We start from the raw sequence: 16494 nt of genomic DNA on the forward strand, positions 1-16494 counted from the left end.
TTCCTATATCTACGCATTTCACCGCTACACAGGAAATTCCACCACCCTCTACCATACTCTAGTCAGTCAGTTTTGAATGCAGTTCCCAGGTTGAGCCCGGGGATTTCACATCCAACTTAACTAACCACCTACGCGCGCTTTACGCCCAGTAATTCCGATTAACGCTTGCACCCTCTGTATTACCGCGGCTGCTGGCACAGAGTTAGCCGGTGCTTATTCTGTCGGTAACGTCAAAACAATCACGTATTAGGTAACTGCCCTTCCTCCCAACTTAAAGTGCTTTACAATCCGAAGACCTTCTTCACACACGCGGCATGGCTGGATCAGGCTTTCGCCCATTGTCCAATATTCCCCACTGCTGCCTCCCGTAGGAGTCTGGACCGTGTCTCAGTTCCAGTGTGACTGATCATCCTCTCAGACCAGTTACGGATCGTCGCCTTGGTGAGCCATTACCTCACCAACTAGCTAATCCGACCTAGGCTCATCTGATAGCGCAAGGCCCGAAGGTCCCCTGCTTTCTCCCGTAGGACGTATGCGGTATTAGCGTCCGTTTCCGAACGTTATCCCCCACTACCAGGCAGATTCCTAGGCATTACTCACCCGTCCGCCGCTCTCAAGAGAAGCAAGCTTCTCTCTACCGCTCGACTTGCATGTGTTAGGCCTGCCGCCAGCGTTCAATCTGAGCCATGATCAAACTCTTCAGTTCAAACATCTTTGGGTTTTTAAGAAACCCTAAACTTGGCTCAGCAATCGTTGGTTACATCTTTGATTTCTCGCGGAGTAACTTGTGATGCTGATAATCTTGTTGACTATCAGTCTGACTCCACAAGCACCCACACGAATTGCTTGATTCAGTTGTTAAAGAGCGGTTGGTTAAGATCTTTCGTCTCAACCGAGGCGCGCATTCTACAGCAGCCTCATTTGCTGTCAAGTGATTATTTTCAGAAGTTTTCAAAGTTTCCTTTGTAACCTCAACCACTTGCGCTTCCGATCTCTCGTTAGCGGGAGGCGAATTCTACAGCGTTACACGCTGCTGTCAACACCTCTTTTTCTCCGCTTTCGACCGAGAAGATCGAAACGTTAATAGAGCCAAACAACCCTGCCCTACCAACTCCTTCCAGGCTTCGATGAACTGAAGCAGGTCGCTGTCGAATCTTGCGTAACTCTTTGTTTACCAAGGAGTTTTCCGTTTCGACTGCGCCGGAAGTGGGGCGAATTATAGACGTCCAGGATTTGCCGTCAACACCTTTCTTCACAATTCTGTCATATCGGTCAAAAAGGCCGCAAAAACGCGAAAGCCGGCCCCTTGGGGCCGGCTTTCAACGCGTCTTACAAGCTAGGGAAGGCAAACTGTGACGCTTCATGACTGGCCCGTTGCGGCCAGCGCTGGGTAATGGCCTTGCGCCGGGTATAGAAACGCACGCCATCCGGCCCGTAAGCATGCAAGTCGCCAAACAGCGAGCGCTTCCAGCCGCCAAAGCTGTGGTAGGCCACCGGCACCGGCAGTGGAACGTTCACGCCGACCATGCCCACTTCAATCTCGTCACAGAACAGACGCGCCGCTTCACCGTCACGGGTGAAGATGCACGTGCCGTTGCCATACTCGTGATCGTTGATCAGTTGCATCGCCGCTTCCAGGCTATTGACCCGCACCACGCACAACACCGGCCCGAAGATCTCTTCTTTATAGATACGCATCTGCGGCGTCACGCGGTCAAACAAACTGCCGCCGAGGAAGAACCCCTGCTCATGCCCGGCAACGCTCAAGCCACGACCATCGACCACCAGCTCAGCGCCCGCGGCCACACCGTCTTCTATATAACCGCTGACCTTATCCCGCGCCTGGCCGGTGACCAGCGGCCCCATATCCAGGCCGCACGAGGTGCCCGCGCCAATCTTCAGCGCCTTGACCTGCGGCACCAACTTGGCGATCAATGCATCCGCCACCTGGTCACCCACACACACCGCCACCGAGATCGCCATGCAACGCTCGCCGCAGGAACCGTAGGCCGCGCCCATCAAGGCACTGACCGCATTATCCAGATCGGCATCCGGCATCAGCACCGCATGGTTCTTCGCGCCGCCCAGCGCTTGCACGCGTTTGCCGCGCTTGGTCGCTTCGGCGTAGATGTACTCGGCAATCGGCGTCGAGCCCACAAAGCTCAAGGCCTTGACCTCCGGCGCCTCGATCAGCGCATCCACCGCGCCCTTGTCGCCATGCACCACGCTCAGCACGCCCTTAGGCAGGCCGGCCTCCTGCAGCAATTGCGCGATCAGCAGCGTCGAACTCGGATCACGCTCCGACGGTTTGAGGATAAAGCAGTTGCCGCAGACGATCGCCAGCGGGTACATCCACAACGGCACCATCGCCGGGAAGTTGAACGGGGTAATCCCGGCCACTACGCCCAACGGCTGGAAATCCGACCAGGCATCGATGTTCGGCCCCACATTGCGGCTGTACTCGCCCTTGAGAATTTCCGGCGCCGAGCACGCGTACTCCACGTTCTCGATGCCACGCTTCAATTCCCCCGCCGCGTCTTCCAGGGTCTTGCCGTGCTCCTCGCTGATCAACTGCGAGATGCGCGCTTCGTTCTGCTCCAGCAACTGTTTGAAACGGTACATCACCTGGGCACGCCTGGCCGCCGGCGTATTACGCCAGGCCGGGAATGCGGCCTTGGCCGAGTCGATCGCGCGCTGGATGGTTTCGCGACTGGCCAGCGGCACCTGGTGAATCACCTGGCCGGTGGACGGGTTGTACACATCGGCGGTGCGACCGGATTCGCTGACCAACTGGCCGTCGATCAAATGCTGGATAAGGCTCATGCAGGGCTCCTGAAAAGTTGTTCTATATAGAAGGAGAAATCAGTCGATCTTGTTCAGCACTTCGCCGACGGCATCGAACAGGCGATCCAGGTCCTGCGGCTTGCTGTTGAAGGTTGGCCCGAACTGCAGGGTGTCGCCGCCAAAACGCACGTAGAAACCGGCTTTCCACAAGGCCATGCCAGCCTCGAACGGACGCACGATGGCATCACCGTCACGCGGGGCAATCTGGATCGCGCCGGCCAGACCGTAGTTGCGGATATCGATCACGTTCTTGCTGCCCTTCAAACCATGCAGCGCATTCTCAAAGTGCGGAGCGACTTCGGCGACGCTCTGCACCAGGTTTTCCTTCTGCAGCAGGTCCAATGCCGCCAGGCCAGCCGCGCAGGCCACCGGGTGTGCCGAGTAGGTGTAGCCGTGGGGGAATTCCACCGCGTATTCCGGCGTCGCCTGGTTCATGAAGGTCTGATAGATCTCGCTGCTGGCAATCACCGCGCCCATCGGGATCGCGCCGTTGGTGACTTGCTTGGCGATGCACATCAGGTCCGGAGTCACGCCGAAGCTGTCGGCGCCGAACATCGAGCCGGTACGGCCGAAACCGGTGATCACTTCGTCGAACACCAACAGGATGTTGTGCTGGTCGCAGATTTCACGCAGACGCTTGAGGTAACCCTGTGGCGGCACCAGCACGCCAGCGGAGCCGGCCATCGGCTCGACAAATACCGCGGCAATGTTCGATGCGTCGTGCAACTCGATCAACTTGAGCAGTTCATCGGCCAGGGCAATACCGCCCTGCTCCGGCATGCCGCGCGAGAATGCATTGCTCGCCAGCAAGGTGTGAGGCAGATGGTCAACATCCATCATCGCCTGACCAAACATCTTACGGTTGCCGTTGACGCCACCCAGGCTGGTGCCAGCGATGTTCACCCCGTGATAACCACGGGCGCGGCCGATCATCTTGGTCTTGGTAGACTGGCCTTTTAGGCGCCAGTACGCACGCACCATCTTCACCGCCGTATCGGCGCACTCGGAACCGGAGTCGGTGAAGAACACATGGTTGAGGTTGCCCGGGGTCAGGTCGGTGATTTTTTCCGCCAGTTGAAACGACAGCGGATGACCGTATTGGAAGCCCGGCGAGTAGTCCAGCGTGCCCAGTTGCTTGGCGACCGCTTCCTGGATTTCCTTGCGGGTGTGCCCGGCGCCGCAGGTCCACAGCCCCGACAACGAATCGTAGACTTTGCGGCCCTTGTCATCGGTCAACCAGCTGCCTTCGGCGGCCACGATCAGGCGCGGGTCACGCTGGAAGTTACGGTTGGCGGTGTAAGGCATCCAGTGAGCGTCCAACTTCAGTTGGCTGGCCAGGGACGAAGGGGCGTTTTCGGACATGTTCATCAGCAAAACCTCGCAAGGCAAAAAGCAGCGCCGGGATTGAAAAGCGTTCTTGCAGCTAAATTGCCACGGGGATAAAGTCTGTGAAATCCAACTCTTCTAACCTTCAGTCAGGCTCCGACTAAACTATGAGCATCCGTCGCCCCGACCCCCTGGCCCAAGTCAGCGACTTCGATATTCGCCTGCTGCGCATCTTTCGCAGTGTGGTGGAGTGTGGCGGCTTCTCGGCGGCGGAGACCGTGCTCGGCATCGGCCGCTCGGCCATCAGCCAGCAAATGAGCGATCTGGAGCAACGCCTGGGATTGCGCCTGTGCCAGCGCGGGCGTGCCGGATTCTCGCTGACCGAGGAAGGCCGCGAGGTCTATCAATCGGCACTGCAACTCTTGAGTGCCCTGGAAAGCTTTCGCACCGAGGTCAACGGCCTGCACCAGCATTTGCGCGGCGAACTGATCATCGGCCTCACCGACAACCTCGTCACCCTGCCCCACATGCGTATCACCCATGCCCTGGCGCAATTGAAGGAACGCGGCCCGGACGTGCAGATCCAGATCCGCATGATTGCCCCCAATGAAGTGGAACAAGGCGTGCTCGACGGCCGCCTGCATGTCGGCGTGGTGCCCCAGGCCAGCGCGCTGTCCGGCCTGGAATACCAGGCGCTGTACAGCGAACGCTCGCTGCTCTACTGCGCCGTCGGCCACCCGCTGTTCTATGCCGACGACAAGCAGTTGGAGGATGGACGCATCGACGACCAGGATGCGATCGCCCCCACCTTCCGCCTGCCCGCCGAGATCCAGGCCCACTACCAGGCCCTCAACTGCACCGCCAGCGCTTCGGACCGCGAAGGCATGGCGTTCCTGATCCTCACCGGCCGCTACATCGGCTACCTGCCCGATCACTACGCCAGCCTGTGGGTACAACAAGGCCGACTACGCGCGCTGAAACCGGCTACACGTTTTTACGATTTAAGCCTGGCATCGGTCACGCGCAAGGGGCGGCGCCCTCATTTGGTGCTGGAAAGTTTCCTCGACAGCCTGGCGGCAACCCGCTAATTCGGGCCTCGCACAAAAAGCTGAGCAAGTGGACAGCTTTTTGCAAGAGCACAAGGACCTAGAACCGTCCGACTCGAGTTTGCCCGCCATGCCACCAGAAACGTCCAGCCCCAGCGACCTGATCTACGGCCTCAACGACCGCCCAAAACCCCTGCCCGCCCTACTGGCCGCCCTGCAACATGTATTGGCCGCCTTCGTCGGCATCATCACGCCGCCGCTGATCATCGGCTCGACCCTGGGCCTGGCGGCTCACCTGCCGTACCTGATCAGCATGGCGCTGATGGTGTCCGGTGTCGGCACCTTCATCCAGGCGCGTAGGCCGTTTGGCATCGGCGCCGGCATGATCTGCCTGCAGGGCACCAGCTTTGCGTTTCTCGGCGCCGTGCTGTCGGCGGGCTTCCTGGTCAAGCAACGCGGCGGCAGCCCGGAAGACATCCTGGCGATGATCTTCGGCGTGTGCTTTTTCGGTGCCGCCGTACAAATCGTGCTGAGCCGTTTTATCGGGCAACTGCGCCGGGTGATCACGCCGCTGGTCACCGGTATCGTGATTACCCTGATCGGCATCAGCCTGATCAAAGTGGGTATCACCGACCTCGGCGGCGGGTTCAATGCCGCCGATTTCGGCGCGCCCATCAACCTGGCACTGGGCCTGTTCGTGGTGTTGACGATCATCCTGCTCAACCGCTCGAACACACCCTGGGTACGCCTCTCGGCGATCATCATCGGCCTGGCCCTCGGCAGCCTCGCGGCCTGGTTCAGCGGCAAACTGGTGCCCCAGGCCCTGCCCGACCTGCCGTTGATCAGCCTGCCGATGCCGTTTCGTTATGGTTTCAACTTCGACTGGAGCGCCTTCCTACCCATCGCGCTGATTTATCTGATCAGCAGCATCGAAACCGTGGGTGACCTCACCGCCAACTGCATGATCGCCCGCCAGCCCATCAGCGGCCCGTCTTATATAAACCGGCTCAAGGGCGGCGTACTCGGCGACGGGGTAAGCTGCATGATCGCCGCCACCTTCAGCGCGTTCCCCAACACCACGTTCGCCCAGAACAATGGCGTGATCCAACTCACCGGCGTGGCCAGCCGCTATGTCGGCCTGTACATCGGCGTGGTGCTGTTTTGCCTCGGCTTGTTTCCATCGATCGGCGCGGTGCTGCAGCAAATCCCCAAACCGGTATTGGGCGGCGCGACCCTGGTGATGTTCGGCAGCGTGGCGGCGGCCGGCGTGCGTATTCTCGCCCAGGCGCCGCTGGACCGACGCAGCATGCTGATCATCGCCACCTCGTTCGGTGTCGGCCTGGGCATTGCCGCCCAACCGAACCTGCTGCACTTGATGCCGACGCTGGTGCAAAACCTGTTTGACTCGGCCATCACCAGCGGCGGGCTGACCGCCATCGCATTGTGCCTGTTACTGCCGGAAGCCAAAGCGAGCCCCGCAGCAAACAGCGCGCCACATGGCGATACGCTGGAACCGCTTTGAGGGTTTTATTGCATCAGGACTTGTCTGAGGCTTGAGGGTGGGTTATCTGTGCATACATCGTCTCTATCGATCAGCACGGAAACCTCCATGAGCCTCGAAGTTCCTGCCCACAGCACCCACGCCGGGAAGCCCGCCAGCCGCATTCGGCAAAAGAACGAGCAAGCGATTCTTCAAGCGGCCGAAGACGAGTTCGCGCGTCACGGCTACAAGGGCACCAGCATGAACACCATCGCTGCCAGCGCCGGGTTGCCGAAGGCCAACTTGCACTACTACTTCACCAACAAGATGGGCCTGTACGTCGCGGTGCTCAGCAATATCCTCGAACTGTGGGACAGCACCTTCAACGCGCTGACCGCCGAGGACGACCCGGCCGTGGCCCTCACCCGCTACATCCGCACCAAGATGGAGTTTTCCCGACGACAGCCCCAGGCCTCGCGGATCTTCGCCATGGAGATCATCAGCGGCGGCGAATGCCTTACCGAATACTTCGGCCAGGACTACCGCGCCTGGTTCAGCGGCCGGGCGGCCGTGTTCCAGGCCTGGATCGATGCCGGCAAGATGGACCCCATCGACCCCGTCCACCTGATCTTCCTGCTGTGGGGCAGCACCCAGCACTATGCCGACTTCGCCAGCCAGATCTGCCGCGTCACCGGGCGCACCAAGTTGACCAAACAAGATATGGAAGACGCCGGCACCAACCTGATCCACATCATTCTCAAAGGCTGTGGCATCAAGCCCGCCCTCTAGACGACACCGCCTATGCCTTTCACCCTCACCGGCCTTTGCGAATTCCGCGAAGAAATTCGCAAAAGCCGCTTCATCACCCTGGCCGCACCGATCACCAGCGCGCAAGAAGCCCAAGCGTTCATCGAGCAGCACAGCGACCTGAACGCCACGCACAATTGCTGGGCCTGGAAACTCGCCGACCAGTACCGCAGCAACGACGACGGCGAACCTGGCGGCACCGCCGGGCGACCGATCCTCGCCGCCATCGAGGCCCAGGGCTTCGATCAGGTGGTGGTGCTGGTGATTCGCTGGTACGGCGGCATCCAACTGGGCACCGGCGGGCTGGCGCGGGCGTATGGCGGCGGCGCGAACAAATGCCTGCAAACCGCCGAGCGCATCGAGCTGATCAGCCGCGTGCCGTTGAGCTGCGACTGCGGGTTTTCCGAACTGAACCTGGTCAAGTTGCGGGTCGCCGAACTCGGCGGGCTGGTGCTGGAGGAACACTTCACCGCCAACGGCGTGGAGCTGCAACTGGCCCTGGGCGAAGCACACATCGACACCCTGCAAAACCAGCTTGCCGACCTGAGCCGGGGGCGTATCCTGCTGCAACGTTGAAACTGCTAATGTTGTTCGCTGAACGCCCTGAACCGCGACGTCAAAGGAAGCTCTGCATGTCTACGCCAAAAACCGCACTGATCATCGGCGCCTCACGCGGGCTGGGCCTTGGCCTGGTCAAGCAATTGCTCAAGGATGGCTGGGACGTGACCGCCACCGTGCGTGACCCGAACAAGGCCGACGCCCTGAAAGCCGTGGGCCCGGTACAGATCGAGAAACTCGACATGGACGATCAGCAAGCTGTGATCGCCCTGAGCCAGCGCCTCAAGGAACGCACATTCGACCTGCTGTTCGTCAACGCCGGCGTCAAGGGCCCGGCGAACCAGGAACCTGGCCACGCCACCCTGGCGGAAGTCGGCCAGTTGTTCTTCACCAACGCCGTGGCGCCGATCAACCTGGCCCAGCGCTTTGTCGGGCAGATCCGCAAAGATTCCGGCGTGCTGGCGTTCATGAGTTCAGTCCTGGGCAGCGTGACCATCCCCGACGGTTCCGAGCTGGCGCTCTACAAGGCAAGCAAGGCCGCCCTAAACTCGATGACCAACAGCTTCATCACCCAACTCGGCGAGCAAAAAATGACCGTGCTTTCCCTGCATCCGGGTTGGGTGAAGACCGACATGGGCGGCGAAAACGCACACATCGACGTCGAGACCAGCGTGCGCGGCCTGCTCGATCAGGTGAATGCCTACACCGGCAAAGGCGGCCACCACTTCGTAGACTACCGGGGCCATACCATTCCCTGGTAAGCCGCCATCAAAGGTGGGAACACGCTTCTCGAAAGCAGCGCGTTCCTACCGGTAGACCCGATCTAGAACTACACGTAATCTAGCCACCTCGCCTTCACCGGCGACCCTGGATCAGCAGACAGGGCAACACTGAGCTGGCAAACCTGAACCCATCATTCAGAGGAGCCGGCCCATGCCTGCGACCCGTATCTGGTTAAAAAACCCCCTCGCGATTTTCACTGCCAATGGCCTCGATGCCCGTGGCGGCCTGGTGCTGCAAGACGGCGTGATCAGCGAACTGCTGGGCATCGGGCAAGCGCCTGCACAGCCCTGTACACAGGTGTTCGACGCCCGCGAACATGTGGTCTTGCCGGGGCTGATCAATACCCATCATCACTTCTACCAGACCCTGACTCGCGCCTGGGCGCCGGTGGTCAATCAGCCGTTGTTCCCGTGGCTGAAGACCCTGTACCCGGTGTGGGCGCGGCTGACTCCGGAAAAACTCGCCCTGGCCAGCAAAGTCGCGCTGGCGGAATTGCTGCTCTCAGGCTGCACCACGGCGGCAGACCACCACTACCTGTTCCCGGACGGCCTGGAACATGCCATCGACGTGCAAGTCGACGTGGTGCGCGAACTGGGCATGCGCGCCATGCTCACTCGCGGCTCCATGAGCCTGGGCGAAGCCGACGGTGGCTTGCCGCCGCAGCAAACCGTGCAACAGGGCGCGGTGATTCTGGACGATAGCCAGCGCCTGATCCGCCAGTACCACGAACGCGGCGACGGCGCGCAGATCCAGATCGCCCTGGCGCCCTGCTCGCCGTTTTCCGTCACCCCGCAAATCATGCAAGCCAGCGCCGAACTGGCCGCGAGCCTCGATGTGCGCCTGCACACGCACCTGGCGGAAACCCTCGACGAGGAAGATTTCTGCCTGCAACGCTTCGGCCTGCGCACCGTGGACTACCTCGACAGCGTCGGTTGGCTCGGCCCCCGCACCTGGCTGGCCCACGGCATTCACTTCAACCCGGATGAAATCGCCCGCCTGGGCGCCGCCGGCACCGGGATCTGCCATTGCCCAAGCTCGAACATGCGCCTGGCCTCCGGCATCTGCCCGACCCTGGACCTGCTCGCCGCCGGTGCCCCGATCGGCCTGGGCGTGGACGGTTCGGCCTCCAACGATGCGTCGAACATGATCCTCGAAGCCCGTCAGGCGCTGTACATCCAGCGCCTGCGTTATGGCGCGGAAAAAATCACCCCGCAAGGCGTGCTGGGCTGGGCGACCAAAGGCTCGGCGCAGTTGCTCGGTCGTTCGGATATCGGTGAACTAGCCGTAGGAAAGCAGGCCGATCTGGCGCTGTTCAAGCTGGACGAACTGCGCTTCTCCGGCAGTCACGATCCGATTTCGGCGTTGCTGTTGTGCGGCGCCGACCGGGCCGACCGGGTGATGATCGGCGGGCAATGGCGGGTGATCGACGGCCAGGTCGAGGGCCTCGACCTCAAAGGCTTGATTGCCGATCACAGCCAGGCCTCCCGTAACCTGATCAACCCTTTGTAGGAGCGAGCTCGCTCGCGAAAAACGTCAACGCTAACGCAGGTGTTCTGATTCACACGGCGCTCTCAGATTGTTCGCGAGCAAGCTCACGCCTACACCCCTAACAGCGACAACATGATAAAGGTCGCAAACAACACAAAGTGGGTCATCCCTTCGATGGCGTTGGTTTCGCCATCGTTGAGGTTGATCGCACTGACGATCAGCGTGATCAACACCATCACGCTTTGCACCGGCGTCATCGCCATCTGGAACGGCTGGCCGGAGTAGAGCGCCATCGCTTCCATCACCGGCACCGTCAGGATCACCGTCGACAACGATGCGCCCAGTGCAATGTTCACCACCGACTGCATGCGGTTGGCCAGGGCGGCGCGCAAGGCGGTCAGAATCTCCGGTGCCGCCGAGATGGCCGCGACCACAATCGCCGTCATCACCGGCGGAGCGCCCGTGCCTTCCAGGCCCAGGTCGAGGGTCTTGGACATCACCTCGGCCAGCGCGCCAATCACAACCACCCCGAACACCAGCGTACCGATGGCATATGCCAGGTTCACCGGCGGCGCCTGTTCTTCCGGCAACGTCTTGCGGCGTTTTTCCGGGTAGCTGTAGCTGAAGAAATAACTGTGCGGGCCCACCTGCATGCGCAGGAACAGGGTGTAGAGCACCACCATCGCGCCGATGGTGAAGGCCGAGTAAATTTTCCAGTCCTCTTCGGGGATGAATTCCGGCACCACCATCGACACGCCCATGGCGGTGAGGATCATCACGCTGTAGGTGCGCGCCGAATCGTCATTGTAGGACTGTTCGCCGTGCTTGATGCCCCCCATCAGCGCGGCCAGGCCGAGGATGCCGTTGATATCGAGCATCACCGCCGAGTAGATGGTGTCGCGCACCAGGGTCGGCGACGGTTCGTTGCTCATCATGATCGCCAGGATCACCACTTCCACCAGCACGGCGGCCAGGGTCAGGATCATGGTGCCGTAGGGGTCGCCGACCTTTTCCGCCAACTGCTCGGCATGGTGAGCGACGCGCATCGACGCCACCACGATAAAGCCAATCAGCGCCAGGCCGGCCAGCAGCGCGACCATTTGCCCGTTATGGAGCATCCAGTGCTCCAGCGGGTACGCGGCGACGGCGGCGATCAGCGCCAGCAGCATGAATTTTTCTTGCTTGAGAGAGGTGAGCATTGCGGGCCTTTTGTGCGGCAAATCAGTCATTGACGGGGTACAGACTGCAGTACATCGCTAACGTTTCGTTACATCTTAGTTCGCAGCGCCCCTGCGCGAATAGATCCAATACTCTCCTCTTGGTCAGGTTTTGCCGATTATTTCAGTCATGGCCTGTAGAATGCCGCCATTGCACCCGATGAGATTTTAGACATGTACGATTGGCTCAACGCCCTGCCCAAGGCTGAACTGCACCTGCACCTGGAAGGCTCGCTGGAGCCTGAGCTGCTGTTCGCCCTGGCCGAGCGCAACAAGATTGCGCTGCCATGGAACGACGTCGACACCCTGCGCAAGGCCTACGCCTTCAACAACCTGCAAGAGTTTCTCGACCTGTATTACCAGGGCGCCGATGTATTGCGCACCTCCCAGGATTTCTACGACCTGACCTGGGCCTACCTGCTGCGCTGCAAAGCGCAGAACGTGATCCACACCGAACCCTTCTTCGACCCGCAAACCCACACCGACCGTGGCGTGCCGTTCGAAGTGGTGCTCAACGGCATCGCCGCCGCGCTCAAAGATGGCGAGCAGCAACTGGGCATCACCAGCGGCTTGATCCTCAGCTTCCTGCGCCACTTGAGCGAAGCCGAAGCCGAGAAAACCCTCGACCAGGCGCTGCCGTTCCGCGATGCGTTCGTGGCCGTGGGCCTGGACAGTTCGGAAATGGGCCACCCGCCGAGCAAGTTCCAGCGCGTGTTCGACCGTGCCCGCAACGAAGGCTTCTTCACCGTGGCCCACGCCGGCGAAGAAGGCCCGCCCGAGTACATCTGGGAAGCCCTCGACCTGCTGAAAGTCCAGCGTATCGACCATGGCGTGCGCGCCATCGAAGACGAGCGCCTGATGCAACGGATCATCGACGAACAGATCCCGCTGACCGTGTGCCCGCTGTCCAACACCAAGCTGCGCGTGTTCGACGACATGGCCCAGCACAACATCCTCGACATGCTCGAGCGTGGGGTGAAGGTGACGGTGAACTCGGACGACCCGGCGTACTTCGGCGGCTACGTCACCGAGAACTTCCATGCGCTGTACACCGCCCTGGGCATGACCCAGGACCAGGCCAAACGCCTGGCGCAAAACAGCCTGGATGCGCGGCTGGTGAAGCCCTGACGGCGTAAACCGCGACTGACAATGTGGGAGCCAGCGCGCTCCCACATTCGTTGTGGATTGCCGGTTAAATCTCGCTCAACTCTTCCAGGGTCTTGCCCTTCGTCTCCATCCCAAACACCCACACCACCAGCGCCGCCACCGCAAAGCACAATGCGCCCAGGGCAAACACCCCGCCCTGCCCGGTAATCGGGAACACCAGCCCGGTCACCAACGGCCCGAGCAACGACCCGACCCGCCCGATCGCCGAAGCGAACCCGGCCCCCGTCGCCCGCGCCGAGGTGGGGTACAACTCCGGCGTGTAGGTGTACAGCACCGCCCACATGCCAAACAGAAAGAACTGCATCAACAACCCCGAGGCGATCAGCAGGCCGATATTGCCGCCAAACACCGCGCTTTGCCCATACAGAAACGCCATCACCCCGCCGCCGAGCAAGGTCACCACGCACACCGGCTTGCGCCCCCAACGCTCTACCAGCCAGGCCGCCATCAGGAACCCGGGAATCCCGCCCAGGGAAATGATCACCGTGTAATACACCGACTGGGTCACCGCAAACCCCGACTGCTGCAGCAAGGCACTCAACCAGGAAGTGAGCCCATAAAAGCCGAGCAAGGCGAAGAACCACACACTCCAGATCATCATCGTGCGCTGGCGATACTGCGCCGACCATAATTGCTGGAACGCCGAGAAGAAGTTGCCCGGCACACTCTCCACCCGCGGCAGGCGAATCGGTTGCGGCAACTCGGCGCGGCCCAGGGAGTCGCGCACTTTCGCCTCGATCCCCAGCAACACCTTATCCGCCGCCGCATGCCGCCCGGCCTGCTCCAGCCAGCGCGGCGACTCCGGGATAAAAAACCGGATCGCCAACACAAACACCGCCGGCACCGCCAGCACCAGGAAGATGTCGCGCCAGCCGATCAGCGGCAGCAAAAAGTACGACAGCACCCCCGCCGCCACAAAACCCAACGGCCAGAAGCCATCCATCAACGCGATATAGCGCCCGCGCCCCTTGGCCGGAATCAGCTCCGAGAGCATCGACTGCGCGATCGGAAACTCCATGCCCATGCCAATGCCGAGCAGGATGCGAAACAACGTCAGCGTCTCCACCGTCTGCGCCGTGGAACATAAGTAGCTGGCGATCCCCCACAACACGATGCTCCACTGGAACACCGGCTTGCGCCCGAAGCGATCGGCGAGCATCCCGGACAACGACGCGCCCACCACCATGCCGAAAAAACTCGAACTGGCCAGCAAGCCAGCCTGGGCCGTGCTCAGGCCGAACTCGGCTTTGATCGAGCCGAGCAGGAAAGTCATCATCGCCAGATCCATGGAGTCGAAGAAAAACGCCAGGGCGATGATGATAAAAATGACTCGGTGGTAACCGCTGATGGGCAACCGTTCCAGCCGTTCTGCCGCGCTATAGCCGTGCGTACCCATGCCCCATCCCCTGTGTGAATAATCCCCTCTGGGAGTGTGGGCCATGGTTTTTCCGGGTTATTGCTGGGTGCGACCTGATCGCAACTCTGAACGACGTCATCCGGGTCAGAGCGCGTCGGGCACGGCCAACCGGGTGATTTCCGCCAACCCGGTGTCGCTGACGAGCAAGGCGCGGGACTCGTTGACCGCACGGATCCAGTTCGACTGCAAAAACAGTTGCAATAGCCCGGCTCCCAGCGCGCCGCCCAGGTGCGGTTGCTGCTGGCTCCAATCGAAACAGTCGCACACCAGCGGCAAGGCCAGCGCCTGGGTGAAAATGCCCAGGCCAGCCAGGTGCTGCGCGCCTTTGACCGTGACTTGGGTGCGGAGCTCGTGGCGCTCGATCCAGCCGGCCGCGATCATCCGCTGATACAGTTGCGCCGCCAGTTCGCCGCCGAGGTGCCCATGGCATAACCGCGCATGGCGCAGCGGGGCCGGCGCCGCCAGGGTCAGCGGTGAAGCCTGCGGTGAGCTGCGCGCCGCACTGGCCATGGTGGTGCTGGCCAAGGCATCGATGGCGGTGCTGACATCCGCCGCCGCCACACGAAACAACCGCTTGCCGCGACGCGCTTCGACACGCAGCAAACCGCCGCCGGTAAGCCGCGCCAGATGGGCATTCGCCGAGGCCGGCGACAACCCCGTGAGCGTCGCCAGTTCCTGGGAAGACTTGGCCGAGCCGTCCATCAAGGCCCAGAGCATGGCGGTGCGTTTTGGCTCGGCGAGCAAGCTGGCAATCTGACTGATGCAAGGTGCCTGTTCCATGTGTTCACTCCTTGTTAAATCATTTCTCTGCTGTGGTTGGCGCCAAAGTATAGGTGCGCAAGCAGCCAGTTCCCCGGCGTCTGACAGCGCGGATAGGGACAGGATCTGAGTGAAATTTCCGGCTTTAGTGGAGGCTATTACGCACTGGTGAATTGTTCCGACCACTGCGCGGTCAATGTCGCACAACGGGACACGAGCATTTCCCGCAGCAGTTTGATGGGCTTACTCAACTGCGCGCGATGCGCGCATAACAGGTTGAGCGGCGTCCGCTCGCCGCGCAGCTCAGGCAGAATCACGCGCAAGCGTCCGGCGCGGACGTCGCTGCTCACATCCAACCAGGACTTGTAGGCGATGCCCACCCCGGCGACAGCCCATCGCCGTACCACGTCAGCATCGTCACTGAAGCGGTCGCCGCCGACAGTCAGGCTGACTTCGCGTTTGCCGTCATGAAACGTCCAGTGGTCATGCACGCGAGTGCCGAGCATATACAGCAGGCAATTGTGCTGGGCCAGTTGCTCCAGATGCCGCGGTTCGCCGTGGCGCTCGAGATAACTGGGGGCCGCGCACAGCACGCGCACGTTATCCGGCGCGACGGGCAGCGCGACCAGGCTGGAATCCTCCGGTTCGCCATAGCGCAGGGCGATATCCACCGGCTGGCGGAACAGGTCGGCAATGCGGTCGCCCAGCAACAGGCGCACCGTCAGTTGCGGATAGTCACGCTGGAACTCGTCGAGCCAGGGCAACAGCTGGTTGCGACCAAAATCCGAGGGTGCCGACAGTTGCAGCACACCGCTGACATGGTCCTGGCCACTGGCCAATAACCGCCGCCCTTCGTCCAGCGAGCTCAGTGCGGCACGCGCATATCCGAGAAAGCCGTCCCCTTCAGCGGTGAGGCGCAGGCTGCGAGTGGAGCGCGCCAGCAAGCGCGTGCCCAGTTGCTGTTCGATACGCTTCAACGCCGCGCTGGCCACCGCCGGCGACAGGTCCATGACCCGCGCCGCGGCCGACAGACTGCCCAGGTCCGCTGCGCGCACGAACAACTGCAAATCATCAAAGCGCAGCATCCAATTCCACCCATTATCAAAATATTGTTGAAACAGACTGCTGTTTTAGCCGCTTTTATCTGCATCGGAAATAGCCAATCATCTGCCCATCCCATACAGCCCGTGTCAGGAGTCGAATATGTCCGCTGCCTTTAACGTCATCGCCACGCTGATCGCCAAACCTGGCCAACAACACACCCTCGAGTCGCTGCTGCGCGGCCTGCTGGAACCGACCCGCCAGGAAGCCGGTTGCGAACAGTACGACCTGCACCAGGACCTGCAACATCCCGAGACGTTCTACATGCTCGAACGCTGGCGCGACGACGCGGCCCTGGCCGACCACGACCAGAGCGCACACATCCAGAGTTTCCGCGCCAAGGCCGCCGACGTACTCGCGCACTTCGAACTCAAGCGCCTGAAATTTCTTGCCTGATCACCGCCCTTTTTTGTAGGAGCGAGCTTGCTCGCGAAAATCGTAAACGATGACGCCGCGCTTTTGATTCAGCGCGGCCCCTGTGAGTTTTTCGCGAGCAAGCTC

14 protein-coding genes and 1 rRNA gene (1 of these 15 cut by a window edge) are annotated in these 16494 nt (G+C 61.2%); 8 read left to right on the forward strand and 7 right to left on the reverse strand.

Translation table 11 applies throughout. The annotated features are described in order from the left end of the window. From C5F70_RS21360 to C5F70_RS21375, 3 genes are all read right to left on the reverse strand, one after another. Positions 1 to 706: ribosomal RNA gene (locus C5F70_RS21360) — 16S ribosomal RNA — on the reverse strand (it extends 831 nt beyond the left edge of the window). 623 nt (positions 707 to 1329) lie between these two features. Then, positions 1330 to 2823 (reverse strand): CoA-acylating methylmalonate-semialdehyde dehydrogenase, encoded by a 1494-nt coding sequence (locus C5F70_RS21370; RefSeq protein ID WP_017849625.1) that lies wholly within the window; start codon positions 2821 to 2823, stop codon positions 1330 to 1332. Positions 2824 to 2862: 39 nt separating this feature from the next. Then, positions 2863 to 4212 (reverse strand): aspartate aminotransferase family protein, encoded by a 1350-nt coding sequence (locus tag C5F70_RS21375; RefSeq protein ID WP_017849626.1) that lies wholly within the window; start codon positions 4210 to 4212, stop codon positions 2863 to 2865. A 125-nt stretch (positions 4213 to 4337) separates the two neighbouring features. On the opposite strand from C5F70_RS21375, the gene C5F70_RS21380 reads away from it, so the two are divergent. The 6 genes from C5F70_RS21380 to C5F70_RS21405 all read left to right on the forward strand — a co-directional run bounded on the left by C5F70_RS21380 (position 4338) and on the right by C5F70_RS21405 (position 10353). After that, a complete protein-coding gene (locus C5F70_RS21380) occupies positions 4338 to 5258 on the forward strand; it encodes a LysR family transcriptional regulator (protein WP_017849627.1) in 921 nt (306 codons plus the stop codon). A gap of 88 nt (positions 5259 to 5346) precedes the next feature. Then, the gene (locus C5F70_RS21385; protein WP_017849628.1) at positions 5347 to 6738 is read left to right on the forward strand and encodes a uracil-xanthine permease family protein; all 1392 of its coding nucleotides are present in this window, start codon (positions 5347 to 5349) and stop codon (positions 6736 to 6738) included. An 87-nt stretch (positions 6739 to 6825) separates the two neighbouring features. Further along, positions 6826 to 7485 (forward strand): TetR/AcrR family transcriptional regulator, encoded by a 660-nt coding sequence (locus C5F70_RS21390; protein WP_017849629.1) that lies wholly within the window; start codon positions 6826 to 6828, stop codon positions 7483 to 7485. 12 nt (positions 7486 to 7497) lie between these two features. Continuing rightward, complete coding sequence (locus C5F70_RS21395) at positions 7498 to 8079, forward strand: YigZ family protein (protein WP_017849630.1); 582 nt, start codon at positions 7498 to 7500, stop codon at positions 8077 to 8079. A 56-nt stretch (positions 8080 to 8135) separates the two neighbouring features. Further along, a complete protein-coding gene (locus tag C5F70_RS21400; RefSeq protein ID WP_017849631.1) occupies positions 8136 to 8822 on the forward strand; it encodes an SDR family oxidoreductase in 687 nt (228 codons plus the stop codon). Positions 8823 to 8994: 172 nt separating this feature from the next. After that, positions 8995 to 10353 (forward strand): 8-oxoguanine deaminase, encoded by a 1359-nt coding sequence (locus C5F70_RS21405; RefSeq protein WP_104904015.1) that lies wholly within the window; start codon positions 8995 to 8997, stop codon positions 10351 to 10353. 89 nt (positions 10354 to 10442) lie between these two features. Here the strand turns inward: C5F70_RS21405 and C5F70_RS21410 are convergent, their stop codons facing one another. Next, positions 10443 to 11531: a calcium:proton antiporter gene (locus C5F70_RS21410; protein ID WP_104904016.1), complete on the reverse strand. Its 1089-nt coding sequence runs from the start codon at positions 11529 to 11531 to the stop codon at positions 10443 to 10445. Positions 11532 to 11723: 192 nt separating this feature from the next. Between C5F70_RS21410 and C5F70_RS21415 the strand changes: the two genes are divergently transcribed. Next, a complete protein-coding gene (locus C5F70_RS21415; RefSeq protein ID WP_017849634.1) occupies positions 11724 to 12677 on the forward strand; it encodes an adenosine deaminase in 954 nt (317 codons plus the stop codon). 64 nt (positions 12678 to 12741) lie between these two features. Here the strand turns inward: C5F70_RS21415 and C5F70_RS21420 are convergent, their stop codons facing one another. The 3 genes from C5F70_RS21420 to C5F70_RS21430 all read right to left on the reverse strand — a co-directional run bounded on the left by C5F70_RS21420 (position 12742) and on the right by C5F70_RS21430 (position 15977). Next, a complete protein-coding gene (locus C5F70_RS21420) occupies positions 12742 to 14112 on the reverse strand; it encodes an MFS transporter (RefSeq protein ID WP_102651116.1) in 1371 nt (456 codons plus the stop codon). A gap of 105 nt (positions 14113 to 14217) precedes the next feature. Then, positions 14218 to 14913, reverse strand: coding sequence for a helix-turn-helix transcriptional regulator (locus tag C5F70_RS21425; protein WP_017849636.1), 696 nt, complete (start codon positions 14911 to 14913; stop codon positions 14218 to 14220). Between the two features lie 137 nt (positions 14914 to 15050). After that, positions 15051 to 15977 (reverse strand): LysR family transcriptional regulator, encoded by a 927-nt coding sequence (locus C5F70_RS21430; protein WP_104904017.1) that lies wholly within the window; start codon positions 15975 to 15977, stop codon positions 15051 to 15053. A gap of 118 nt (positions 15978 to 16095) precedes the next feature. Here C5F70_RS21430 and C5F70_RS21435 point away from each other — a divergent pair, with 118 nt between their 5' ends. After that, entirely contained in the window at positions 16096 to 16389 is a 294-nt protein-coding gene (locus tag C5F70_RS21435; RefSeq protein WP_017849638.1) for a putative quinol monooxygenase, read from the forward strand. Positions 16390 to 16494: the final 105 nt, after the last annotated feature.

Source organism: Pseudomonas sp. LH1G9 (assembly GCF_002949975.1).
Lineage (GTDB): Bacteria > Pseudomonadota > Gammaproteobacteria > Pseudomonadales > Pseudomonadaceae > Aquipseudomonas > Aquipseudomonas veronii.